Source organism: Microbacterium sp. AISO3 (assembly GCF_002204305.1).
GTDB classification, from domain to species: Bacteria; Actinomycetota; Actinomycetes; order Actinomycetales; family Microbacteriaceae; genus Microbacterium; species Microbacterium arborescens.
The window spans coordinates 181,454-205,792 of sequence record NZ_NHRF01000007.1 but is presented as its reverse complement, the minus strand read 5'-3'; the positions used below and the strand labels follow the sequence as shown (position 1 = coordinate 205,792).

The window sequence follows — 24,339 nt, the reverse complement described above, 5'->3', positions numbered from 1 at the left end:
GGGGGATACCGGGGGGTCAGGCGGTGGAGTCGCGGACGACGAGCTCGGGACGGAAGCGCACGCGGCGCTCGTGCTCGCCGCCGGGATCGTCGAGGCCGCGCAACAGGAGGTCGACGGCGCGGTATCCGATCTCGTGCGCGGGCTGGCGGATCGAGCTGAGCGGCACGACGGTGGCCGACGCGAAGTCGATGTCGTCGTAGCCGATCAGGGCGACCTCCTCGGGCACCCTCAGGCGCCCGAGGACCGCGAAGGCCTGCAGCACGCCGACGGCGAGCAGATCGTTCGCGGCGAACACGGCATCGACGCGGTCCTCTCCGCGGCGCTCGCGCAGCTGCTCCCCGGCGGCGCGGCCGTGCAGCACCGACAGGGCGGGCACGGCGATCTCCTCCAGCCGTGCGTCGGCGACCTCGGCCACCGCACGCCGCGCACCCTCGAGACGATCGGCGACCTGACGGATCGACACCGGCCCGCGGACGAAAGCGATATGCCGGCGCCCGCGCGCCAAGAGATGCGACACGGCGAGGTAGCCGCCCTCGACGTCGTCGACCGAGACCGAGGCGAAGACGTCGTCGGGTACCTCGCGGTCGACGAGGACGACGGGCACACCCGCCGCCTGCAGCCCGCGCAGCCGTTCGAGGTCATCGCTTGCGGGAGTCACGAGCACGCCGTTGACACGCTGCTCGCGGAAGAGGTCGAGGTACGCCGACTCGCGCTCGGGCTTCTCGTCGCTCGTGCTGAGCAGCACCGCCATGCCGCTCTCGGCCGCACGCTCCTCCGCGCCCCGTGCGACCTCGGCGAAGAACGGGTTGCCGATGTCGAGCACCACGAGACCGATCGATCGGCTCCGCCCGGCCCGCAGCTGCCGCGCCGCATCGTTGCGGACGAATCCCAGATCGGCGATGGCCTGCTGCACGCGCGCGACCATCTCGGGCGACACGCGCGTCGGGTTGTTGAGGACGTTCGAGACGGTCCCCACCGAAACGGATGCCGCGACCGCGACATCCCGCACGCTCACTGCCATGCACACCACCGTAGCGCGAGCACGACGGCAACGGCAGGATGTGGGTAAGCGCTTGCCGTTTGTGCTCCCGCGAACAACCCGCTACGCTCGTGAAACGATTCACAACCGCTCACCAAGGAGCCTCGATGACGAGTGCATCTGCCCACCGGGTCTGCTTCTCGTTGCAGATCCGTCCGGACCTGCTCGATGAGTACATCGCCCGGCATACCCCTGTCTGGCCCGAGATGCTGGCGGAGATCGCGGCATCCGGCCGTCGCAACTACTCGCTGTTCCTCGGCGAGGGCGGACGACTCATCGGCTACTACGAGGTCGACGACGATGCAGCGGCTCAGGCCTACCTCGCCGCGTCGCCCGTCGCCGCCCGCTGGGAGGCCGAGATGGCGCGCTTCTTCGTCGGGCTCGAAGGCCGCCCTGACCAGGCCGCCACACCCCTGACCGAGGTCTTCAACCTGCACGACCAACTCGCGGCGGCGACCACCGCCGCGGCCGTCACCGACACGGCCGCCACGACATCCACCGAAAACCCCGACGAAAGCGACGACGCATCGTGAGCACCCTCTCCCCCGACCATTTCGCCCTGCTCGAGCGCCAGGGCATCGAGCTGCCCAGCTGGGCGTTCGGCAATTCCGGCACCCGGTTCCGGGTCTTCCCCACCGCCGGCACGCCCCGCGATCCGTTCGAGAAGATCGCGGATGCCGCCGAGGTCAACCGCGTGACGGGCCTCGCCCCCGCCGTCGCCCTGCACATCCCGTGGGACAAGGTCGACGACTTCGGCGCCCTGCGCCGCCACGCCGAGGATCTGGGCGTCGCGCTCGGCACGATCAACTCCAACACGTTCCAGGACGAGGACTACAAGTTCGGCGCCCTCACCCACGAGGACGACGCGATCCGCCGCAAGGCCATCGACCACCACCTCGAGTGCATCGACGTGATGGATGCCACGGGCTCGCGCGACCTGAAGATCTGGCTCGCCGAGGGGTCGAACTACCCCGGGCAGAACGACATGCGCGCACGCCAGGACCGCCTGGCCGACTCGCTGCAGCGGATCTACGACCGCCTCACGGGCGAGCAGCGCCTCGTGCTGGAGTACAAGTTCTTCGAGCCGTCGTTCTACCACACCGACGTCCCCGACTGGGGGACGAGCTACGTGCAGGTGGCGGCCCTCGGCGAGCGCGCGATGGTGTGCCTCGACACCGGGCACCACGCCCCCGGCACGAACATCGAGTTCATCGTCATGCAGCTGCTGCGCCTCGGCAAGCTCGGCTCGTTCGACTTCAACTCGCGCTTCTACGCCGACGACGACCTCATCGTGGGCGCGGCCGACCCGTTCCAGCTGTTCCGCATCCTCGTCGAGGTGCTGCGCGGCGGCGGCTTCGACAACCCCGACGTGGTCTTCATGCTCGACCAGTGCCACAACATCGAGGCGAAGATCCCCGGGCAGATCCGCTCGGTGCTCAACGTCCAGGAGATGACCGCCCGCGCATTGCTCATCGACGCCGACGCCCTCGCCGCCGCCCGCACCGCGAACGACGTGCTCGGGGCGCAGGCGGTGTTCATGGACGCCTTCTACACCGACGTGCGGCCGGCCCTGGCCGAGTGGCGCGAGTCGCGGGGGCTTCCCGCCGACCCGATGGCCGCGTACGCGGCATCCGGCTATCAGGAGAAGATCGAAGCCGACCGCGTCGGCGGCACCCAGGCGGGGTGGGGCGCATGAGCACGACCCGCACCCGGCGCCCCCTGAGCGCGTGGAAGGCGACCATCGCCGTCGCCATGTCGAACTACATCGAGGCCGGCGCGATCATCGCGCTCGCCACGAGCCTGACGCTGTGGCAGGAGGCCTTCGGCTTCGACGACGGCGTCGTCGGCATCGTCGCCGCCCTGTCGGCCAACGCCTTCGGCGCGGCGATCGGCGCCGCGATCGGCGGCCCGCTGTGCGACCGGCTGGGCCGGAAGTTCATCTACACCTACGACCTGATCGTGTTCATGCTCGGCGCTCTCGCCGTGACGTTCGCGCCGAACCTCGCGCTTCTGCTCGTCGGCGTCATCCTCATGGGCATCGCCGTCGGCGCGGGCGTTCCCGCGTCGTGGACCTACATCGCCGAGGAGGCGCCCAACGAGCACCGTGCCGCGCACGTGGGCACGGCGCAGCTCGCCTGGTCGATCGGCCCCGCGGTCGGGTTCCTCCTCGCCGTCATCGTCGGCCCGCTCGGCCTGCTCGGCTCGCGCCTGATCTTCTTCCACCTCTTCGTCATCGCCGCGGTGACGTGGTGGGTGCGCCGCGGACTCCCCGAGTCGCGCCGGTGGAAGAGCCAGCGCGAGGCCGCGCTCGTCGCGGGCGAGCGCCCGTCGTTCTTCTCCGGCATCGTCGGCCTGCTCAAAGAGCCGAAGAACTGGGGCGCTCTCGCCTTCCTCATCGGCGTCTACGGCCTCTGGAACACCGTCGCCGGCCAGGCCGGCATCTTCCAGCCGCGGGTCTACGACGCCGCGGGCCTGCACGACCCGATGCAGCAGAACCTGCTGCAGGTGCTCGTCTGGAGCCTCACCGCCGCGGCGACCTTCTTCGGCTTCATGCGCTTCGGCGACCGGGTGCGCCGCAAGTGGCTCTACCTCGCTGGTGCGGCGCTCGGCGTCGTGGCGTGGGCCGTGCTGATCTACGCTCCCCCGGGCCTGTTCTCGCTGCTGTTCTTCGCCGTCGCATGGGGTGTCTCCGCCGGCGTCGGGGCACAGGCGTTCTACGGCCTGTGGACGGCCGAGCTGTTCGCCACCCGTTACCGCGCGAGCGCCCAGGGCGTGCTCTTCATGCTCGCCCGCGTCATGGTCGGCCTCCTGAGCCTCGTCTTCCCCGTCCTGCTGTCGGGACTCGGACTCGGCGGACTGGGCGTGATCATCCTCGGCCTGCTCGTCGCGGCGCTGCTCATCGGCACGATCTGGGCACCGAACACCGAGGGCAAGTCGCTCGAGGACATCGAGCTCGAGCGCTACGGCCGGCACGTCCCGACGCCGGCGGAAGAGCGGGTGGCCCGGTGAGCGCCGCCGCCCCGGCCGCGTCCTCCCCCACCTCCGAGGCGGACGGGCTCATCCGGCTCTACCGCGCGACCGAGCCCGACGGCACCGGACTGGTCTGGATGCACGGCGGCGGGTTCGCGTTCGGCGACCTCGACATGCCGGAAGCGGATGCCGTGGCCCGCGGGCTCGCCGCGGCGGGGACGACGGTCTTCTCCGTCGACTACCGCCTCGCCCCGGTCCCGCCGACCTGGGACGGCGCCGACCAGCAGACGGACGACCGCAGCGGCAACCGCTACCCGGCGGCATCCGACGACGTCCTGCGCGCCTGGGAGTGGGCGACCTCACACGCCGAGGAGCTCGGCGTGACGCGTCTCGCGATCGGCGGGGCAAGCGCCGGCGCGAACCTCGCGACGGGCGCGACCCTGCGCCTGCTCGGCGCGGACGGCATCCTGCCCCGCCTCGTCGTGCTGGCCTACCCCACGCTGCTCGCCGTGCAGCCGGCCCCCGGCCCGGCGCTGCGTGCCGCCCTCGCCGCTCACCCCGAGCACGACCGGTTCGGAGCCGACGTCGTCCGTGACATGTACGAGAACTACCTCGGCGGTTCGGTGATCGGCGCGCCGATCGCCGCTGTCCCGGGCCTCGCGTCGGCGACCGAGCTGCGGGGGTTCCCCCCGACGCTCATGATCAACAGCGAGATCGACGAGCTGAGCGTCTCGGGCGACGTGTTCGCCGCGACCCTGCGAGAGGCCGGTGGCGACGTGGAAGTCGTCGTCGAGCCGGGCACCGACCACGGCCACCTCAACCGGCCCGAGCACCCGGGCTTCGCCGCCTCGATGGCACGCATCGCGCAGCGATTCGCCGGCCTCGCCGCATCCTGACCTCCCCTCCCTACCCCCGAAGGAAAGCCATGACCTCCGCCGCAGCCGCCGACCTCATCGCGCGCAGCAACCGCCTGGGCTCCGACCCGAAGAACACCAACTACGCCGGCGGCAACACCTCCGCCAAGGGCACCGACATCGACCCCGTCACCGGTGAGCCCGTCGAGCTGCTCTGGGTCAAAGGCTCCGGCGGCGACCTCGGCACCCTGACCGAGTCGGGGCTCGCGGTGCTGCGCCTCGACCGGATGCGGGCACTGGTGAACGTCTACCCCGGGGTCGAGCGCGAGGACGAGATGGTCGCCGCATTCGACTACTGCCTTCACGGCAAGGGCGGGGCGGCCCCCTCGATCGACACGGCGATGCACGGACTGGTGGATGCCGCGCACGTCGACCACCTGCATCCCGACGCCGGCATCGCCATCGCGACCGCCGCCGACGGCGAGGAGCTGACGGCGAAGATCTTCGGCGAGAAGGTGGTCTGGGTGCCGTGGCGGCGGCCCGGCTTCCAGCTCGGCCTCGACATCGCCGAGATCAAGAAGCAGAACCCGCAGGCGATCGGGTGCATCCTCGGCGGGCACGGCATCACGGCGTGGGGCGACACCTCGGATGAGGCCGAGGCGAACAGCCTCTGGATCATCGAGACCGCGCAGGCCTACATCGACGAGCACGGCGCGGCAGAGCCCTTCGGCGGCGTGCGCGCCGGGTTCCAGGCGCTGCCCGAGACCGAGCGCCGCGCCCGCGCCGCCGCCCTCGCCCCCACGATCCGCGGCATCGCCTCGACCGACAAGCCGATGGTCGGCCACTACACCGACGCCGACGTCGTGCTCGACTTCCTGGCATCCGAGAAGGCGCCCGCTCTCGCCGCTCTGGGCACGAGCTGCCCCGACCACTTCCTGCGCACGAAGGTCAAGCCCCTCATCCTCGACGTTCCCGCGACGGCAACGGCCGAGGAGCAGATCGCCCGTCTGCACGAGCTGCACGCCGAGTACCGCGCCGACTACCAGGCGTACTACGACGCCCACGCCGACGCGGACTCGCCGGCGATCCGCGGCGCCGACCCGCTCATCGTGCTGGTTCCGGGTGTGGGGATGTTCTCGTACGGCGCGAACAAGCAGACCGCGCGCGTCGCCGGTGAGTTCTACGTCAACGCGATCAACGTCATGCGCGGCGCCGAGGCCCTCTCGACGTACGCGCCGATCTCGGACGCCGAGAAGTTCCGCATCGAGTACTGGGCCCTCGAAGAGGCCAAGCTCCAGCGGATGCCCAAGCCCAAGACCCACCAGGGGCGCATCGCGTTCGTCACGGGTGCGGCATCCGGCATCGGCAAGGCCATCGCCACCCGGCTCGCGGCCGAGGGCGCGTGCATCGTCGTCGCCGACCTCGACCTCGAGAAGGCGAAGGCTGCCGCCGCCGAGCTCGGCGGCACCGACGTCGCGATCGGCGTCGCGGCCAACGTCGCGGACGCGGACGGCGTGCAGGCCGCGATCGACGCGACGCTGCTGGCGTTCGGGGGCATCGACCTCGTCGTCAACAACGCCGGGCTGTCGCTGTCGAAGCCGCTGCTGGAGACCACCGAGAAGGACTGGGACCTGCAGCACGACGTCATGGCGAAGGGGTCGTTCCTCGTCTCCAAGGCGGCAGCGAAGGCACTCATCGAGCAGAGGATGGGCGGCGACGTCATCTACATCTCGTCGAAGAACTCCGTCTTCGCAGGTCCCAACAACATCGCGTACTCGGCGACGAAGGCCGACCAGGCCCACCAGGTGCGGCTGCTGGCGGTCGAGCTCGGCGAGCACGGCGTGCGCGTGAACGGCATCAACCCCGACGGTGTCGTGCGCGGCTCGGGCATCTTCGCCTCCGGCTGGGGCGCCAACCGCGCCGCCACCTACGGCGTCAACGAGGAGGACCTCGGCCAGTTCTACGCCAACCGCACGATCCTCAAGCGCGAGGTGGTGCCCGAGAACGTCGCCGACGCGGTCTACGTCCTCACCGGCCCCGAGCTCTCGCGCACGACCGGCCTGCACATCCCCGTGGACTCCGGCGTCGCCGCCGCGTTCCTCCGATGAACGCGGGCACTCGAATGCACGGCTTCGCGCCGAGTGCACGGCATCCGCACGCTCCGAAGTCGTGCACTCGGCGGCAGGCCGTGCACTCGAGGGAAGGATGCCGCGCGTGAGCGTGTCGGGGAATGTGGCGGCGGTGGATCTCGGGGCCACCAGTGGGCGGGTCATCGTGGGGCATGTGGGGGCAGACACGCTCGAGACCGAGACGGTCGCGCGATTCGCCAACGACCCGGTGCACGCGGGCGACGGCCTGCACTGGAACCTCGTGGGCATGTACGGCGCGGTGCTGGGAGGGCTGCGCGACGCGTTCCGCACGACCCCCGGCCTCGCCTCGATCGGCGTCGACTCGTGGGCTGTCGACTACGGGCTGCTGCGCGGCGGGCGGATGCTGGGCGAACCGTTCCACTACCGCGACGAGCGCACCGCGCGCGGGGTCGAGAGCGTGCACGCCCGCTTTCCGCACGCCGAGCTCTTCGAGCGCAACGGCCTGCAGTTCCTGCCGTTCAACACGCTGTACCAGCTCGCCGCCGAAGACCCGGAGGTGCTCGCGTTCGCCGACACCGCCCTCCTCGTACCCGACCTCGTCGGGTACTGGCTGACCGGCGAGGCCCGCGCCGAGCAGACCAACGCGTCGACGACCGGACTCCTGCGGGTGCTGCAGGCCTCATGGGACGGCGCCCTCGTCTCGGCGCTCGGCATCCCCCGCGGCATCCTCCCCCCGCTCATCGCACCGGGTGATCGACTCGGCCCGCTGCGGGCGCACGTCGCGGCGTCGATCGGAGCACCCGAGGGCACGCCCGTCACCGCCGTCGGCTCGCACGACACCGCCTCGGCCGTCGTCGCCGTGCCGATGCAGCCGGATGCCGCGGCCTACATCTCCTGCGGCACGTGGGGCCTCGTCGGCGTCGAGGTCGACCACCTCGTGCTCAGCCGCGCCGCGCTCGAGGCGAACTTCACGAACGAGGGCGGCGTCGACGGCCGCATCCGCCTGCTGCACAACGTCATGGGCCTGTGGGTGCTGAGCGAGGCCGTCCGTCAGTGGGAACGGCACGAGGGGCACCGGATCGACCTGCCGACGCTGCTCGACGCCGCACGCGAAGCGGATGGCGTCGTCTTCGACGTCAACGACCCGCGTTTCCTCGCCCCCGGCGAGATGACCTCCCGCATCGACGCGTGGTGCGCCGAGCACGATGTCGCACCGCCGCGCACGCGCGCCGAGTACACCCGGTCGATCGTCGAGTCGCTTGCGCAGGCGTTCGCCGATGCCGTGGCCGACGCCGCTCGCCTCGGCCGCGTCGACGTCCGGACGATCCACGTCGTCGGAGGCGGAGCGCTCAACGAGCTGCTGTGCCAGCGCACGGCCGATCGCGCCGGAATGCCGGTTCTCGCCGGCCCCGTCGAGGCGACGGCGCTCGGCAACGTGCTGGTGCAGGCCCGCGCCGCGGGGTTCGTGTCGGGCTCGCTCGAGGCGCTCCGCGATCTCGTCGCCCGCACGCACGCACCGCGTCGCTACGAGCCCCGCGCCTAGCCCCAGCGCCTGGCGGCGATACATTCGTCGGACCGGCGGTGCGGGAGTGGCCTCAGGCGGAGGCCGTCACCACTCCCGTCACGCCGATCCGACGGGTGTATCGGCACCACGGCCGGATCGCGTGTCAAGGGGTGCCGCGCGCGGCGACGGCGAGCGTAACGTCGCGCCCATGAGCAGCCACGACAACCCGGCCGGCGGCGCCGGAGACAGCGCGATCCCGTCCGAAGAGCCCACAGGCGACCGTCACCTCGACGATCCCAGCGCCGAGCAGTCGATCACCGACGACGCACCCCGCGGTGGCGATGAGACCACCGAGGACGAGCTCACGGCCGACAACGCCGCCGAGGAGGACATGCTGAAGACGCTCGACCCGGGCGACCCGCCCGCCTGATCCACGGGCTCGATCGAGACGGCCGGTTCCCCGCGGGACCGGCCGTTTTCGCGTTGCGCGAACCACGCCTTGTGCCCGCAATTTTGCTAGCTATTCTAGCAATCATGGAAACTTCGGCACGCCGCCGGTGGGCGGGACTCGTCTTCATCAGCATCGCCGTCGCACTCATCATCGTGGACTCGACGATCGTCAACGTCGCCGTCCCCTCGATCGTCGACGACCTCGGCATCACCTCGACCCAGGTGCAGTGGGTGCAGGAGGCGTACACCCTCGTATTCGCCTCACTGCTGCTCGTCTTCGGCAGCATCGCCGATCGGGTCGGCCGCCGCAGGATGCTGCTGACCGGCGTCGTCGTCTTCGCGCTCGCCTCCGTGGGCGCGGTGCTCGCGTCGACCGGCGACCTGCTCATCCTCGCCCGTTTCGTGCAGGGCGTCGGCGGCGCGATGATCCTGCCGACCACGCTGTGGCTGCTGAACGCGACCTTCCGCGGCCGCGAGCGCGGCATCGCCTTCGCCGTCTGGGGTTCGACCATCGGCGGCATGGCCGCGGTCGGACCGCTGCTCGGCGGCTGGCTGACGACGACGTTCTCGTGGCACTGGGCCTTCGGCATCAACATCCCGCTCGGCATCCTCATCGTTGTGGGCGTCCTGCTCACGGTCGACGAGTCGCGCGGCGGCGCGACGCGGATCGACGTCGTCGGAGCCGTCCTGTCGGTCATCGCCATGGGAACCCTCGTCTTCGGCCTCATCGAGGGACGTACCTACGGCTGGTGGACCGTCGACCAGCGTCCCGAGCTCTTCGGCGCGTCGTGGCCCGGCGACCTCTCGCCCGTCCCGATCGCGTTCGCGGTCTCGGCCCTCGCGATCGCGGCCTTCATCGCCTGGGGCCTGCACCGTCGCCGTGCCGGCCAGCCCACTCTGCTGGCGTTCGGGCTCTTCGGCATCCCGTCGTTCCGCAACGGAAACCTCGCCGCTCTCGTCGTCGCGCTCGGCGAGTTCGGCATCATCCTCGCCCTCCCCCTGTGGCTGCAGTTCGCGCTCGGTTTCGAGGCGGTCCAGACGGGCCTCGTGCTGCTCGCCCTCGCCGCGGGCTCGTTCGTCGCGAGCGGGCTGGCCGGCGCCCTGTCGGGCAAGGTCGCGCCGGTGTGGGTGGTGCGCGCGGGCCTCGCGGCCGAGATCGTCGGCGTCGCCGGCGTCGCCCTCGTCATCGGGCCGGATGCCACCTGGGGTCCGCTCATCCCCGCGCTGTTCGTCTACGGCATCGGCGTGGGCCTCGCCACGGCGCAGCTGACCGGTGTCGTGCTCGCCGACGTCCCCGTCGCCGAGGGAGGACAGGCGTCCGGCACGCAGTCGACCGCCCGTCAGCTCGGCGCCGCGCTCGGCATCGCGATCCTCGGAACCATCCTGTTCTCGACGACCTCCGGCGCCCTCGCGACGCGACTCGACGATCGGGGCATCCCGCCCGAGCAGCGCGATGAGGTCGTCAGCGCCGTCGTCGAGAGCGCGGGCGGCGCGATCGCGGGCCTCGAGGCCTCACCGCAGACCGCCGACATCGCGACCGACGCGAGAGCCGCCCTCTCCGACGGCACGCGCGCCGCGAGCTTCGCCGCGGCCGGATTCCTCGTGCTGGGCCTCGCCGCGACGGCATCCCTCGGCCGGGGCACCCGCCGCGAGGCGGATGAAGCGGATGCCGCCGAGGTCACGCCTCGCGGGTGATCGTCACCGTGACGTGCAGGGCGCTCTTGTAGGGCCCCGCGAACACGCCGCGCAGCGGCGGGACGTCGTTGTAGTCGCGCCCGCGCCCGACCAGCACGTGCCGGTCGCTGATCTCGACGTTGTTCGTCGGATCGAAACCCTGCCAGTCGCCGGCGAACCACTCGATCCAGGCGTGCGACTCACCCGTCACCGGCGCACCGACCTGCGCGTCGGGATCGGGATGCAGGTATCCCGAGACGTAGCGGGCGGGGATGCCGACGCTGCGCAGCGCCCCGAGGGTGATGTGCGCGATGTCCTGGCATACGCCCTTGCGCTCGGGCCACGACTCCGCCGCCGTCGAGTGCACTCCCGTGACGCCGGTCATGTACTCCACGGCGTCCCCGATCGCGATCGCGATCGCGTGCGCCGCCGGCCCCGGCTCGTCGTGAGACGCCGCGATCTCGCGGGCGAGCTGCATGACCTCCGGATGCGGCGCGGTGCGGGCGGTCTGCCCCAGCTGCTCGACCGTGTGGATCGAGCGCTCGGTCTCGGCGGCCAGCTCCTCCCACGAGATCTGGCGGTGCTCGATGGGGCGCGGCCGCACCTCGACGAGCGAGCGGGCCGTGATCGCGAGCGAACGGTGGGCGGCCAGCACGTCGAACGCCGCGACCCGGGTGCCGAAGTAGTCGACGTAGTGGTTGACCGCCGTCGTCGGGTCGATGTCGAGCTGCGAGCTCAGCACGAACTGGCTGTCGGTCGAGCTCGGCAGCATCCGCGCCTCGTTGTACGACGCGGCGACGTCGCCGGGGTAGGTGAACCCGGTCGTGTGCTCGATGCGCAGACGCTTCACGAGGTCTCTCCGATCCAGTTCGGTTCCGCCGCGGTGGGGAAGAAACGGCTCCGGATCGCCTCGGAGGCCTCGCGGGTCACCTTCTGCACGTTGTCCATGTGCTCGGGCAGCTCCGACAGGATCTCGCCCAGCGGCCGGTACTCGAGGTCGTTGCGGATGCGGCCGAGCGCGCGGAGCACCGCATTGGAGTGGCCCACGCGGTCGGCGACCGGGTCGATCGCACTCATGCATTCCTCGGCGCGCTGGATCGAGTGGATGATCGAGCGCGGGAAGAGCCGATCGAGCAGCAGGAACTCCGCGGCGTTGCGCGCGCTCGGCATGCCGCGGTAGGTGCGCAGGTACGCCTCGTACGCGCCGCAGGAGCGGAGGATCGTCGTCCACGACGGGCCGGACTCCTCGGTCAGCGACCGGGTCGCGAGCAGCCGCGCCGTCATGTCGGTGCGCTCGATCGAGCGGCCGAGCGTGAAGAACTGCCAGGCCTCGTCGCGGCTCGTCGACGAGTCGGTGACGCCGACGGCCAGCGCCGCGCGCTCGCGCACCCAGTGGAAGAACTCGTGCACCTTCTCGGCGTTGAGCCGCCGCGGCATCCGGGAGTAGGTCGTGTTGAGGGTCTCCCACAGCTCGGTCGAGACGATCTCTCGCGCGCGGCGGGCGTTCTCGCGAGCCGACTGCAGCGAGTAGGCGATGCTGGACGGGTTGGTGCGGTCGACCGCGAGCCGGGTCAGCACGTCCTGACGGGTCACTGTATCGAGGCCCTCGGGCGGGAACGACCCCATGACCGACAGGAGCGACCGGCAGGCGGTGTCCTCGTCGATCCACGGGTCCTCGAGCAGCAGCTGCAGGTGCACATCGAGGATGCGGGCGGTGCCGTCGCTCCGCTCGATGTAGCGTCCGATCCAGAAGAGGCTCTCGGCGATGCGGCTCAGCACGTCGCACCCCCGGTCTGCTGCTGCTGCTCCTGCTGCTCGCTCAGGCCGCCGGGATGGTCCTGCGGCGAATGGGCCGGCTCGTCCTGCTCGTCGTAGATGATCGGGATCGCCTGCGTCGACGCCTGGTCGGCCACGAGCCCGGCGAGGTTGCCCTGGCTGTACTCGGCCGTCCGGGGCGCATCGCCTCCGACGACCCACGTGTCCTTCGATCCGCCGCCCTGGCTGGAGTTGACGACGAGCTGGCCCTCCGGCAGCGCGACGCGGGTGAGGCCGCCCGGCAGCACCCACACCTCCTCGCCGTTGTTGACCGCGAACGGGCGGAGGTCGGCGTGGCGGGGACGCATGCCGTCCTCGACGAGCGTCGGGATCGTCGAGAGCATGACGACGGGCTGCGCGATCCAGCCGCGCGGGTCGGCGAGCAGCTTCTTGCGGAGCTTCTCGAGTTCGGCGGGTGAGGCGTCGGGCCCCACCACGAGCCCCTTGCCGCCCGAGCCGTCGACCGGCTTCACGACGAGCTCGTCGAGGCGGTCGAGCACCTCCTCGAGCGCGCCCGGGTCTTCGAGGCGCCAGGTGTCGACGTTCTTGAGGATGGGCTCCTCCGCGAGGTAGTACCGGATGAGGTCGGGGACGTAGGTGTACAGCAGCTTGTCGTCCGCGACGCCGTTGCCCACCGCGTTGGCGATCGTGACGTTGCCCAGGCGCGCCGCGAGCATGAGCCCCGGAGCGCCGAGCATCGAGTCGGCACGGAACTGCAGCGGGTCGAGGAAGTCGTCGTCGACCCGACGGTAGATGACGTCGACGCGCTGCGGGCCGCGCGTCGTGCGCATGAACACCTTGCCGCCCGAGCAGACCAGGTCGCGGCCCTCGACGAGCTCGACGCCCATGAGACGCGCGAGCAGCGTGTGCTCGAAGTACGCGGAGTTGTAGACGCCCGGGGTGAGCACGACGACGTTGGGGTCGTCGACTCCGGGAGGGGCCGAGGCGCGCAGCGCCTGCAGCAGCTTGTTGGGGTAGTCGCCCACGGGGCGCACCCGCATCGAGACGAACAGCTCCGGCAGGGTCTGGGCCATCACCCGGCGGTTCGAGATGACGTAGCTGACCCCCGAGGGCACGCGCACGTTGTCTTCGAGAACCCGCATCTCGCCGTGCTCGTCACGGATGAGGTCGATGCCGGAGACCTGGATGCGCACGCCGTTGGCGGAGCGGATGCCGGCCGCCTGACGGTAGTAGTACTGCGAGGAGGCGATGAGCTTCGCCGGCAGCACACCGTCGCGGACGCAGAACTGGTGGCCGTACGCGTCGTCGAGGAAGGCCTCGAGGGCGCGCACGCGCTGCTTCACGCCCGACTCGACGTGCGACCACTCGTCGTAGTCGATGACGCGGGGAACGGCATCCAGCGGGAAGGGCCGCTCCTCTCCCGCGAAGTCGAACGTGACGCCCTGCGCGAGGTACGAGCTCGCGAGCGACTCGGTGCGTCCCCGGAGCTCCTCCTGGGTCATCTGCGCGAGCGCCTGGTAGAGCTCGCGGTATGCCGCACGCGAGCTGCCCGGAGCGGGCAGAGTGCCCGAGACCTCGAACATCTCGTCGTACGGCGGCACCCCCGTCACGGTCTTGCGCGGCGTCAGCGTCGAGCCGTATCCGTCGAAGAGGTCACCCATGGATGCGAGCCTAATCCGGGCTGTGTTGCGTCAGTATTTCCCGGTTCGTTTCGCTCGCCGGGTTGACATCCGGCGCGCAGGTTCGGCGATACATCCGTCGGACCGGTGGGGCTGGTGTCGTCCCGCCGCCGGCGGGCGTTGACACCAGCCCCACCGGTCCTGCAGCTGTATCGCGACGAGGCGAGATCAGCCGCGCACGGCGAGCTCGTAGACGCGGGCGATCTTGGCCTCGGTGGTCGAAGCCGAGGGGTTCGTGATCACCAGGCGCACCGCTTCGACGCCGTCGACCCCGATCGCGACCTCGCGCGCCGCCTGCGTGTTGCCGGTGATGGCGGCGACCTGCTGCCATCCCGCTGCGGTGCGGACCTCGACCGTGAAGTCGACCAGCACGACGCCGGTTCCGGCCCCGCCGCCGAACCCGCTGTAGACGCCGAGCGAGCTCACCCGCTGCGGCGCGGCCAGCTCGATCGTCGCCGTCGGCGTCGCATCGCCCACCGCCGAGAGCCACCGGCCGGCGTCGGTGCAGTCGCCGTCGACGAGGCGCGAGCCGGGGAACGCCGCGGAGTACGTCGATGACACCGTGACCGCGGCCCCGAGGCCGTCGTGCGAGGCGCACGGCGAGACGTTGGGCAGGCCGCCCAGCCAGTCCTTGACGAACTGCCCCTGGTGCTCGCCGCCGAGGATGTTCCAGTCGTAGTCGAACATCTGCGGCTTCCAGAAGTTGTCGAGGATCCATGCCTGCCACCCGATCCACGGGCGCGCGTCGAGGTAGGTGCGGAACGGCACGCCCCAGTTCGTCGTGGTCCCCGCCGTGATGCTGTCGGAGAACTCCCCGGGCGGATTCCACCCGAACTCGGTGATGACGACGGGAATCTGCTGTGCGGCGTTGCCGAACTTGCTGTCGAGCAGCGCCGTCGTCGGTGCCCCCTGGTTGGGGTAGATGTGGAAGACGTAGGCGATGTTGCCGCCGGCGATCGGGTCGGTCACCGCGCCGTTGACGAACGTGCTCCACTGGGGCGAGCCCATCAGCAGCAGGGTGTCGGGCGCGGTCTCCCGGATGCCGTCGACGACGGGCTGGATGTAGGCCTTCCACGTCGACCAGCTCGCGGGGTTGATGGGCTCGTTGAAGACCTCGAAGACGACGTTGGTCACATCGCCGTACTGCGGGGCGATGTAGTCCCAGAAGCGCTCGACCGTCGAGCGCGGCACTGCGCCCGCCCCGTCGCCGTAGTCGCGGACGAGGTGCAGGTCGATGATCAGGTAGATGCCGAGGTCGACGGCCTGCTGCACGTACGGCGCGATGTACTCGGCGTCGTAGGCGGCGAGGTCGGTGGTCGCCGAGATCTCGGTGACCGGCAGGCGCACCACCTTCGATCCCCAGGCCGCCGCGAGATCGATCATCTCGGAGGTCGGACGCGAATCGCAGTAGTCGCAGAGGTCGTTCTGCTCGGGGGCGAGCACCGACACCCCGCGCAGGGCGACATCGGCGCCGGTGGCGTCGACGACGCGGTTGCCCTGGGTCGACAGGGCCGGGAGCGACCCGTCGGCGACGGCCGCGGTGGGTGCGGCCCACGCGAGGCCGGCGATGAGCGCGACCGCCGAGACGGCGGCGCCGAAACGTCGCCGCAAGCGTCCGCGCCGGCGCGCGGCGGGATGGGGCCGGTGGGAGAGAGGGGGCATGGATCCGTCCTTCCTGACACGTGCGCCGGCCTCGTCGCCGGCGCACGATCCCGGCGCGTCAGCGCGACGGGACGATGTGGCGGGTTCGTTCCCGCGGCTTCCAGTGGTGCGTGCGCACCTCTTCCGGCCAGCGCAGCGTGATGCCGAGCCGGCCCGTCAGCACCCGGCGCAGGTCGTCGAGCAGTCGCGGCTGCGCCCGAACGGCGCGCGGCGGCACGCGTTCGGCGAGCGCGACGGCGGCGAGTGCGGCGACGGCCTCGCCGATGCTCCATTCGACCGGATGCAGCCGGTAGCAGCCGTTGGTGATGTGGGTCGAGCCGATGTTCTTCGCGGCCGGCAGCAGATTGTCCACGCGCACCGGCAGCAGCGCGCCCAGCGGGATCTGGAACGGGTACGACTCGATGTCGACGTACGTGCGACCCGCCGTCGAGGGATGCAGGTCGATGCGGTAGTGCCCGAGCCCGACGCTGTCGTCGAACACGGCGCTCCCCACCCCCGCACCGCGGGCCTGCACCCCGACGTGCTGCTCGAGCACGCGGAACTCGGTCACCGCGCGTCGCGCCTCGCGGATGTAGACGCGGTCGGCGTATCCGTCGGCGGTGCCGGTGACGTCGCCGCGCAGGCGGAGACCCGGATATCCGGTGCCGCCGTCGTGACGGGGCGCCTCGGTCTGCATCCAGTACAGGAACGACTCCGACAGCTCGCGGCTCGCCGCGCGGGCCCGATCGGCCGCTGCGGCGTCGACCCCGAGGAGCGGTGCCTCCCAGTAGTCGATCTGCGGCCAGTTCACGAGCGTGACGTCGGAGATCCCGCCGGTGAAGTTCGCGGCGGCGAGCACACGACGGTACCGCCACAGATCGAAGGGCACCTCGGGGGTGTCGATCTCCTGGAAGAGCGGCCGTGTGCGTTCGTGCAGGCCGATCGGTTCGATGTCGGTCCACGACAGCTGCGGCCCCGGCCAGAACGCATCGACGTGCGTCCGCCAGTGCTCGTAGCGCGCGGGTCGGTCGCCGACGTGGTCCTCGCCCTCGCGGTGCTCGATCGCGAAGCACCACGACACCGCCTGCTGATCCATCGGATCGGCGACGGCCGGGGCGTGCAGCTCGCCGGTGTCGTCGGCCCCCTCGGCTCCGATGACGTGTTCGACTCGAGCCAGCTCGAGCAGGTCGCCGAGCTCGGTGGCATCCACGACGATCGGGGCCGTCAGCACGATCTCCTCCCCCGTGCTGCCGCGGACGACGACAGCCTCGATCCGGTCGCCCACGACCTCGACGGCGACCGGCTCGTGGTCTCGCAGGATCCGCAGTCTCCCGGTCGCGAGCCACGGCGCGAGCATTTCGTCGATGACCGCGTCGGCCACACGAGGCTCGTGGCAGAGCCGGCTGACGATGCCGCGTCCCGGGTTGAAGACCTGCTCGGCCGCCGCCTCCGCGGTCACGGGGTAGTTGCGGCGATAGTAGTCGCGCACACGCCTCCGGAACTCGGCGTAGCTCGGCGACGTCGTCGGCTGCTCGATCCAGGCGTGCTCGTCGGGCGGCACGGCCTGGGAGGTCAGCTGCCCCCCGAGTCTGCCCGATTCCTCGGTCATCACGACCCGCAGGCCGAGGCGGGTCGCGGTGATGGCCGCGGCCACCCCGCCGACGCCGCCTCCGATGATCAGCAGGTCGATCGGCTCGGTCATCCTCGTTCCTCCTTAACGCGGGCGACCGTGGCGCCGGCGACCACCTCGCACGCGACGAACGTGCTCTCGCGGGCGGCATCCGGATCGTCCACCATCTCGATGAGGCGGTCGACGGCCATGCGCCCGATCTCCTGGCGCGGGATGCGGAGGTCGTCCCATCGCACGTCCCCGGCGCTGGTGTCCTCGAGGACGGCGACCGAGACGTCGCCGGGGATGTCGACGCCGCGCTCCGTCAGCCGGGTGCGCAGCTCGGCGGCGACGCGCTCGCTCTCGGCGACGGCGGCGGTGCACAGGCCACTCGCGAGAGCGTCGACGACCTCGTCGGGCACACCCGCCCGGCCCTCGCGGTACCCGGGCGATGCGTCGGCGATGCCGAGACGAGTGACCGCCTCGGCGTACCCGGCGCGGCGGTCCTCGTAGGGTTCGACGTCGATGGAATCGCGCAGATAGACGAGGTCGCGATGCCCGAGCTCGTGCAGGCGTCCGACGATCTCGGATGCCGCTGCGCGGTAATCGGGGATGATGCACGGGATGTCGGCGCCCGGCACATCGCGACGACCGATGTGGATGAAGGGGTATCCCTCGCGCCAGAGCTTGGCGAGCTCGTCGCGGTCGGGCGAGACGCCCAGGAGGACGCTGCCGTCGGCGATGCGCAACCGGTTCGTCTCGTCGCGGTAGATCCGCCGTCCGCCGGCACCGTCGCCCGTCGAGCTGAACAGCACGAGGTCGTGGCCCGTCTCCTCGGCGCGCTGCTCGATGCCGAGCAGGAACTCGACGTAGAAGCCCTCGCGGGCGTTCGGGAAGAGCGGCTCGAACGTGTGCACTCCGAGCAGTTGCGTGCGTGAGCCGCGGAGATTGCGTGCGACGGGGTTGGGCACGTAGCCGAGCTCGGCGATCGCCTCGTGGATGCGCCGCCGGGTCTCGTCGGGGATCCGCGCGGCGTCGCCGCTGATCACGCGTGACACCGCCGACTGCGACACCCCGGCGAGGCGGGCCACGTCGGACTGGCGGATGGAGCGCGGGCGCGCGGCGGGCGTGGTCACGGGACCTCCTCGGTCAGGGTGCGGGAGACGAGCTGCGTCATCGATGAACCGGCGAGCTCGTGCCCGCGACCGACGTCGTGCAGCCAGCAGTCTGCGCCATGGTCGGGCCCCACGGCGATCCGCGGCGGACGCGTCGTCCGGCACTGCTCCATCGCGAACGGGCACCGCGGGTGGAAGCGGCATCCGCTCGGCGGGTCGATCAGGCTCGGCGGCTCGCCCAGGTCGTCGGCCGATCCGAAGACGGCGTCACGATCGCGGTCGGGGTCGCCCTGCGGGTCGGGCGACGACTCGATGAGCAGCTTCGTATACGGATGCTGCGGATCGGCGATCACCGCCTCCTTCGGCCCCATCTCGACGATGCGGCCCGCGTACATCACCACGATGTCATCGCAGAGGTAGCGAGCGCTCGCGATGTCGTGGGTGATGTACAGCAGGGCGAGACCGTCCTCGCGACGAAGCCGGTCGAGCAGATTCAGCATCTCCAGCCGGATCGAGACGTCGAGCATCGAGATCGGTTCGTCGCCGAGGAGGACACGAGGCTCGACGGCGAGCGCCCGCGCGATCACCACGCGCTGGCGCTGACCGCCCGACAGCTCATGCGGGAACTTCTCGAGGTAGTCGTCGGCCGGGGTCAGCGCGACGCGTTCCAGCAGCTCGCGCGCGCGGCCGAGTCGCTGTGCGCGCGAGAGCCCGCGGTGATGCAGGCGGATCGCCCTGTCGATGTTGTGCCGTACGCGGTGCAGCGGGTTGAGCGACCCGAAGGGGTCTTGGAAGATCAGCTGCACCGCCTTCCGGTACGCGAGCTCTTCCTGACCGGTCGGCCGCTCGACGGGTCGCCCCTCGAGGCGGACGGTGCCCGAGGTGGGTTCGTAGAAGCGCGCGAGCAGCCGCGCGAGCGTCGTCTTGCCGCTCCCGCTCTCGCCGACGACGGCCGTGACCCGGCCGGGGACGAGCCGGAGCGTGATGTCCTCGACCGCGTGCACGGTCGCCTTGGCGCCGAGCCCCGAGGTGACGGTGAAGTGCTTGGTGACGCCGACGGCCTCGAGCACGGGCGCGGGCTCGATCGGGGGCTCGATCGTCGTGGTCTCATTCATGAGCCGACCTCCTCGGGTTCGCGCAGGTGGCAGGCGACGGACCGTTCGCCGTGCGGGGTGAGCTGCGGCAGTTCCGACCGGCATCGGTCGAACGCGTGGGGGCACCGGGGCGCGAACGGGCAGCCCGCGGGGAGCAGACGCAGATCGGGCGGCGTTCCCGGGATGCCCTCGAGCCGTTGGATCGGCGCGTGCAACGGCGGGAACGAATCACGCAGCCCCTGCGTGTACGGATGCAGCGGCGAGCGGTAGATCTCGCGCGACGCCGCGAGCTCGACGATGCGGCCGGCGTACATGACGGCGATGCGGTCGGCGAGCTCGAGCAGCAGCGACAGGTCGTGCGTGACGAACACGACGGCGAACCCGAGCTCGCGCCGCAACCGCAGCACCTGGGCGAGGATCTGCCGCTGCATCACGACATCGACCGCCGTCGTCGGCTCATCCATGACGACGAGCTCGGGTCGGCACGCGAGGGCCAGCGCGATGGTCGCACGCTGCCGCATCCCGCCCGACAGCTCGTGCGGGAAGCTCCGCGCACGGTCGGCCGAGATGCCGACGAGTCCGAGCAGCCGCCGCGCCTCCTCCCACGCCGCGGCCCGGCTCATCGAGCGGTCGTGGGTGCGCAGCACGTCGACGAACTGCTCGCCGACTCGGGTGACCGGGTTGAGCGCGTCCATCGCGCTCTGCAGCACGATCGACAGTCGCGTCCAGCGGAGCCCCCGCAGCCGCCGCGGGCTGAGCTGGACGAGATCGATCCCCGCTCCGCCCTCGCCAGGGTGGTAGACCACGCTTCCCGCCGTCGTGACAGCCGGCGGCCGCTGCAACCGCGTGAGCGCCGTGATGAGCGTCGACTTGCCCGATCCCGACTCCCCCACGACACCGAGGATCTCGCCGCGCTGCAGGTCGAAGGTGACATCGGCGCACGCGCGCACCGCGCCCGTCGCTCCGGCGTACTCGACCGTGAGCCCCCGCACCTCGAGCAGCACGTCCGAGCCCGCGGCATCCGAGGGCGCGTCCGGTCGTCTCTCCTGGATCATCGTCATGTCATGCCCTCTCTGCACCGGTCGTCTCGAGCACGGCGGCCTCCCGGCGCACCGAGGCGGTGCGCTTCGCGACGCGCCGGCTCGCCGCCCGCAGCTTGGGGTTGGCGAGCTCGTCCACGCCGAAGTTGATGAGCGCGGCGGCCGTGCCGACCAGAGCGATGCACAGGCCCGGCGGCACGAACCACCACCAGAGCCCGCGCAGCACCGCGCTCTGCTGCTGCGCGGCCTGGATCATGGTGCCCCAGCTGATCGCCGACGAGTCCGAGACCCCGAGGAAGGCGAGCCCGGCCTCGGCCATGACGGCGCCGATGAGGCCGCCGAGGAACATCGACGCGATCCAGCCGTAGAGGTGCGGCAGCACCTCGACGAAGATGAGGCGGCGGTGGGGCTCGCCCAGCATCCGCATGGCCTGGACGAAGTCGCGGTTGCGCACGCTCATGGCCTGTGCACGGAGCGTCCGCGCCCCGCCGGCCCAGCCGAACACGCCGATGATGATCGCGATCATGACCAGGCCCGTGCCCTGCAGGTAGCCGGCCACGACGAAGATCAGCGGCAGCACCGGCATGACGAGGAAGATGTTGGTGAGGAAGTTCAGCAGGTTGCCCGTCGTGCCGCCGAAGTAGCCCGCCGGCACACCGACGACGATCGCGATCGCGGTGCCGATGGCCGCCCCGAGGAAGCCCACGAACATCGAGCCCCGAGCGCCTTCGATGACCTGCGCGAGCACGTCCTGACCGAACTGGGTCGTACCCAGCGGATGCGCCGCGCTCGGCGGGGCGGCGATCGCCGAGATGTCGTTGGCGCGGGCGTCGAGGCCGAGCGCCGACAGCAGCACGGGGCCCAGCAGCGCGAGCAGCACGAAGAACGCCAGCACGACGACTCCGAAAAGCACCTTGCCGTTGCGGAGCAGGGAGGCACGCATGTCAGCTCTCCTCTCGGACGCGGGGATCGAGCCACACGTAGAGCGAGTCGGCGATGAGGTTGGCCAGCAGGACGGTGAGGGTCACGAGCAGGAACACGCCCTGCATGACCGGATAGTCGCGCTTCTGCAGCGCCGAGAACAGCAGGTATCCGATGCCCGGGTAGCTGAAGACGATCTCGGTCAGCAGCGCCCCGCCGACCACGCCGCCGAGCGCCATCGCGAAGCCGGTGAACTGCGGGAGCATCGCGTTGCGCGCCGCATAACGCCAGCGCACGCGCGCGGGAGAAAGGCCCTTGGCCTGCGCGAGGAGCACGTAGTCCTCGCGCACCGTCGTGACGGTCATGTTGCGCATGCCCAGCATCCACCCGCCGAACGCCGAGAAGATGATCGTCAGGGCGGGCAGCGCCCCGTACTGCATGACGCTCAGCAGGAACGCCGGCTCGAGCGAGATCGGCAAGTTCGGGTCGTACCCGCCCGAGAGCGGGAACCAGCCGACGACGAAGCCGAACAGCCACAGGGCCAGCAGCGCGATCCAGAAGTAGGGCACCGACGAGACGAACGTGATGAGCGGCGTCATGATCGAGTCGAACCTCGACCCGGCCCGCCATCCGACGGCGACTCCGAGCATCGTGCCGAGGACGAACGAGATGACGGTCGTCGTCCCCACCAGCAGCAGCGTCCACGGCAGGCCGGCGCCGACGAGATCGGCGACCGGCACCGGGAAGTTCGAGATCGACACGCCGAGGTCGAACCTCGCCAGCTGGGCGAGGTAGGCGCCGTACTGCTCCAACAGGTTCTGATCGGGGTTGCCGAAGAGCCCGCGGATCGACACGAGCGCCTCCGGCGCGAGCGCCTGACCGCTCACCCGTTCGAGCTGGTCGATGATCGCCGCCGACGGATCGCCGGGCATGAGGCGCGGGATGACGAAGTTCAGCGTGATCGCCGACCATGCGGCCACCAGATAGAACCCGAGGCGCTTGAGGAGGAAGGCTCCGCTGCGCCGGCGGGGCTTCCGGCGCGCCGAGACCTCGGCCAGGGCCGTCGTCGTCGTGGGCGTGGGAGCCCCACCGAGCGCGGTCATGACGCGGGCTTCAGCGAGAGCAGCGTGCGGACGGTGTCGGGCCCGAGGCTCGGGAAGGGCACCGCATCGAAGTCGTCGGGCGTCGGCCAGCCGGTCCAATACGTCGCGTTGACGTCGACGAACCAGTACGAGTTGTACAGCGGGCTGAAGGGCACCTCGTCGACGACGATCCGCTGCATCTCCTGCCCCAGCGAGCGCAGCGTGTCTTCGTCGGCCGCGCGGGTCATGTCCGACAGGATGCGGTCGGTCTCGGGATCGTTCCAGCGCCCGATGTTCGTCGCGGCGGCGGTGCCGAGCGGCTCGACGTACCGGCTGTCGAGGAACCCGTAGACGCCGTAGACCCCCGCACCGCCGGTCGTGGCGATGGTCAGGTCGAAGTCGCCCGTCTTCTGCTGGTCGTAGAGAGTCGCCCCCGGGGCCCCAACCGGGGCGACCGAGATGCCCAGCACCGACTTCCAGCTGTTGATCATGATGTCGGCGTACGCGTTCCACCCGAAGTCCTGGTTGAACGACAGGCGCGGCGAATACCGCTGCCCGTCCTTCTCGAGGGCGCCGTCGACGACCGTGAAACCGGATGCCGCGAGGGCGGCCTGCGCCGCAGCCGCATCCACCTCCTGCACGACGCCGCGATACTCCGGCGCGATCCAGTCGGCGTAGATCTGGTCGACGAGGCCCGTGGGGCCCGCCTCGGTGCCCGGCCGGTTGAGCGTCGCGGTGATGTCCGAGCGCGGGATCGACAGCGCGAGCGCGCGCCGCAGGTCGGCGTTGTCGAAGGGCGGCTGCGCGGTGTTGTACATCATCGAGTACGCGCCGCCGGTGGCGTAGAGCTGGTACAGGTTCGTCTCGGGGTTCTGCGCGACGAACTCCTCCTCCGCGCCCGCCCACGAGGCCGGGGCCCAGTCGACGTCGCCGCGGAGCAGCTGCGCCTTGACCGCCTCCGCGTTGGTCGCGAGCACCTTGAGGTAGGTCATGGGCATCTGCCCGCCCCAGTAGTCGTCGCGCGCCTTGAGCGTCACCTGCTGGGCCGCGAACGCGTCGACCGTGAAGGGACCCGTGCCCACGGGGTCGGGGTTCGTCCAGCTCATGAGGTCCTGGTCGCGCCAGATGTGCTCGGGGACGACCGGCAGCGAGCTCGACGCGAACTGGTTGAGAGCGGCGAACGAGGGCTCGGCGAAGTCGACCTGGACCGTGTCGTCGTCTATCTTGCTCACCGCCTCGTAGGTGACGCCGGCGAGGTTGAGCTCGGGGCGCTCGAGCGGCAGCGAGAGCGAGTAGACGACATCGTCGGCATCCATCGCCTCGCCGTCCGAGAATGTGACATCGGAGCGCAGCTCGATCGTGAGCGCGGTGCCGGCCTCGTCGAACTGCAGCGACTGCGCGAGCCAGGGTTCGACCACCGCGCCGTTGGCGTAGTCGATGCGCGCGAGCGGCTCGTAGATCAGCTCGGCGTTGGGCGCCTTCTCGGTCGCGGGACCCAGGACGTTGTAGTTGCGGACGTAGGTGGTACCGCCGTCGGACTTGCCGTAGATCAGGGTGTCGGCTCGGGCGACGGTGTTCGTGGCGGCACCCGGTGTGCAGGCGGCCAGGGCGAGCGCCGCGGTCGCGAGGGCGGCGGTGGCGGCGATTCGGGAAGTGCGCATTCCGGTCTCCTGTGACGTGGCGTGCGGTTCCGACGGTCATACGTATGAGCGCCGATCCGTAGAAGAACGACGGTGTGCTTCTACGTATGACCAGCACGGTAGCGGCTCGGCGGCGACCGTGTCAACGGCGGATTCTGCGG

Annotated in this window: 20 protein-coding genes; 8 read left to right on the top strand and 12 right to left on the bottom strand. The window is 70.8% G+C overall.

Annotation, left to right across the window (positions count from 1 at the left end; all coding sequences use genetic code 11):
- Nucleotides 1–16: 16 nt before the first annotated feature.
- A complete protein-coding gene (locus CBF90_RS12085; protein WP_023952585.1) occupies nt 17–1,021 on the bottom strand; it encodes a LacI family DNA-binding transcriptional regulator in 1,005 nt (334 codons plus the stop codon).
- A 125-nt stretch (nt 1,022–1,146) separates the two neighbouring features.
- On the opposite strand from CBF90_RS12085, the gene CBF90_RS12080 reads away from it, so the two are divergent.
- The 8 genes from CBF90_RS12080 (at nt 1,147) to CBF90_RS12045 (ending at nt 10,602) form a co-directional block, all read left to right on the top strand.
- Nucleotides 1,147–1,572: an L-rhamnose mutarotase gene (locus tag CBF90_RS12080; RefSeq protein WP_023952587.1), complete on the top strand. Its 426-nt coding sequence runs from the start codon at nt 1,147–1,149 to the stop codon at nt 1,570–1,572.
- Nucleotides 1,569–2,735 (top strand): L-rhamnose isomerase, encoded by a 1,167-nt coding sequence (gene rhaI, locus CBF90_RS12075; protein ID WP_023952589.1) that lies wholly within the window; start codon nt 1,569–1,571, stop codon nt 2,733–2,735. Before CBF90_RS12080 ends, rhaI begins: the two co-directional genes overlap by 4 nt.
- Nucleotides 2,732–4,048 carry an MFS transporter gene (locus CBF90_RS12070; RefSeq protein WP_197690582.1) on the top strand — a complete coding sequence of 439 codons (1,317 nt, stop codon included), beginning with the start codon at nt 2,732–2,734 and terminating at the stop codon, nt 4,046–4,048. The genes rhaI and CBF90_RS12070 overlap by 4 nt, the downstream gene beginning before the upstream one ends.
- Nucleotides 4,045–4,905 carry an alpha/beta hydrolase fold domain-containing protein gene (locus CBF90_RS12065; RefSeq protein WP_242435669.1) on the top strand — a complete coding sequence of 287 codons (861 nt, stop codon included), beginning with the start codon at nt 4,045–4,047 and terminating at the stop codon, nt 4,903–4,905. Before CBF90_RS12070 ends, CBF90_RS12065 begins: the two co-directional genes overlap by 4 nt.
- Before the next feature lie 29 nt (nt 4,906–4,934).
- A complete protein-coding gene (locus CBF90_RS12060) occupies nt 4,935–6,971 on the top strand; it encodes a bifunctional aldolase/short-chain dehydrogenase (protein WP_088380701.1) in 2,037 nt (678 codons plus the stop codon).
- A gap of 106 nt (nt 6,972–7,077) precedes the next feature.
- Nucleotides 7,078–8,496, top strand: a complete 1,419-nt coding sequence (locus CBF90_RS12055) for a rhamnulokinase family protein (protein WP_242435668.1) — start codon at nt 7,078–7,080, stop codon at nt 8,494–8,496.
- Between the two features lie 169 nt (nt 8,497–8,665).
- Nucleotides 8,666–8,887 carry a hypothetical protein gene (locus tag CBF90_RS12050; protein WP_036304685.1) on the top strand — a complete coding sequence of 74 codons (222 nt, stop codon included), beginning with the start codon at nt 8,666–8,668 and terminating at the stop codon, nt 8,885–8,887.
- A gap of 104 nt (nt 8,888–8,991) precedes the next feature.
- On the top strand, nt 8,992–10,602 hold the full coding sequence (locus CBF90_RS12045; protein WP_088380699.1) for an MFS transporter: 1,611 nt from the start codon (nt 8,992–8,994) through the stop codon (nt 10,600–10,602).
- Here the strand turns inward: CBF90_RS12045 and CBF90_RS12040 are convergent.
- From CBF90_RS12040 to CBF90_RS11990, 11 genes are all read right to left on the bottom strand, one after another.
- Nucleotides 10,586–11,431 (bottom strand): transglutaminase family protein, encoded by an 846-nt coding sequence (locus CBF90_RS12040; protein WP_088380698.1) that lies wholly within the window; start codon nt 11,429–11,431, stop codon nt 10,586–10,588. The two genes, CBF90_RS12045 and CBF90_RS12040, sit on opposite strands and share 17 nt — an antisense overlap.
- Nucleotides 11,428–12,360 (bottom strand): alpha-E domain-containing protein, encoded by a 933-nt coding sequence (locus CBF90_RS12035; RefSeq protein WP_023952605.1) that lies wholly within the window; start codon nt 12,358–12,360, stop codon nt 11,428–11,430. Before CBF90_RS12035 ends, CBF90_RS12040 begins: the two co-directional genes overlap by 4 nt.
- A complete protein-coding gene (locus CBF90_RS12030) occupies nt 12,354–14,018 on the bottom strand; it encodes a circularly permuted type 2 ATP-grasp protein (protein ID WP_023952606.1) in 1,665 nt (554 codons plus the stop codon). Before CBF90_RS12030 ends, CBF90_RS12035 begins: the two co-directional genes overlap by 7 nt.
- Nucleotides 14,019–14,204: 186 nt before the next feature.
- The gene (locus CBF90_RS12025) at nt 14,205–15,698 is read right to left on the bottom strand and encodes a cellulase family glycosylhydrolase (protein WP_141097158.1); all 1,494 of its coding nucleotides are present in this window, start codon (nt 15,696–15,698) and stop codon (nt 14,205–14,207) included.
- A gap of 58 nt (nt 15,699–15,756) precedes the next feature.
- Complete coding sequence (locus CBF90_RS12020; RefSeq protein ID WP_064956297.1) at nt 15,757–17,379, bottom strand: FAD-dependent oxidoreductase; 1,623 nt, start codon at nt 17,377–17,379, stop codon at nt 15,757–15,759.
- A complete protein-coding gene (locus CBF90_RS12015) occupies nt 17,376–18,422 on the bottom strand; it encodes a LacI family DNA-binding transcriptional regulator (protein ID WP_197690581.1) in 1,047 nt (348 codons plus the stop codon). Before CBF90_RS12015 ends, CBF90_RS12020 begins: the two co-directional genes overlap by 4 nt.
- Nucleotides 18,419–19,516 carry an ABC transporter ATP-binding protein gene (locus CBF90_RS12010; protein WP_023952614.1) on the bottom strand — a complete coding sequence of 366 codons (1,098 nt, stop codon included), beginning with the start codon at nt 19,514–19,516 and terminating at the stop codon, nt 18,419–18,421. The genes CBF90_RS12015 and CBF90_RS12010 overlap by 4 nt, the downstream gene beginning before the upstream one ends.
- The gene (locus CBF90_RS12005) at nt 19,513–20,556 is read right to left on the bottom strand and encodes an ABC transporter ATP-binding protein (protein ID WP_064956299.1); all 1,044 of its coding nucleotides are present in this window, start codon (nt 20,554–20,556) and stop codon (nt 19,513–19,515) included. Before CBF90_RS12005 ends, CBF90_RS12010 begins: the two co-directional genes overlap by 4 nt.
- Nucleotide 20,557: 1 nt before the next feature.
- Entirely contained in the window at nt 20,558–21,478 is a 921-nt protein-coding gene (locus tag CBF90_RS12000) for an ABC transporter permease (RefSeq protein WP_023952618.1), read from the bottom strand.
- 1 nt (nt 21,479) lies between these two features.
- Entirely contained in the window at nt 21,480–22,559 is a 1,080-nt protein-coding gene (locus CBF90_RS11995; protein WP_023952620.1) for an ABC transporter permease, read from the bottom strand.
- Entirely contained in the window at nt 22,556–24,199 is a 1,644-nt protein-coding gene (locus tag CBF90_RS11990; RefSeq protein ID WP_023952622.1) for an ABC transporter substrate-binding protein, read from the bottom strand. The genes CBF90_RS11995 and CBF90_RS11990 overlap by 4 nt, the downstream gene beginning before the upstream one ends.
- Nucleotides 24,200–24,339: the final 140 nt, after the last annotated feature.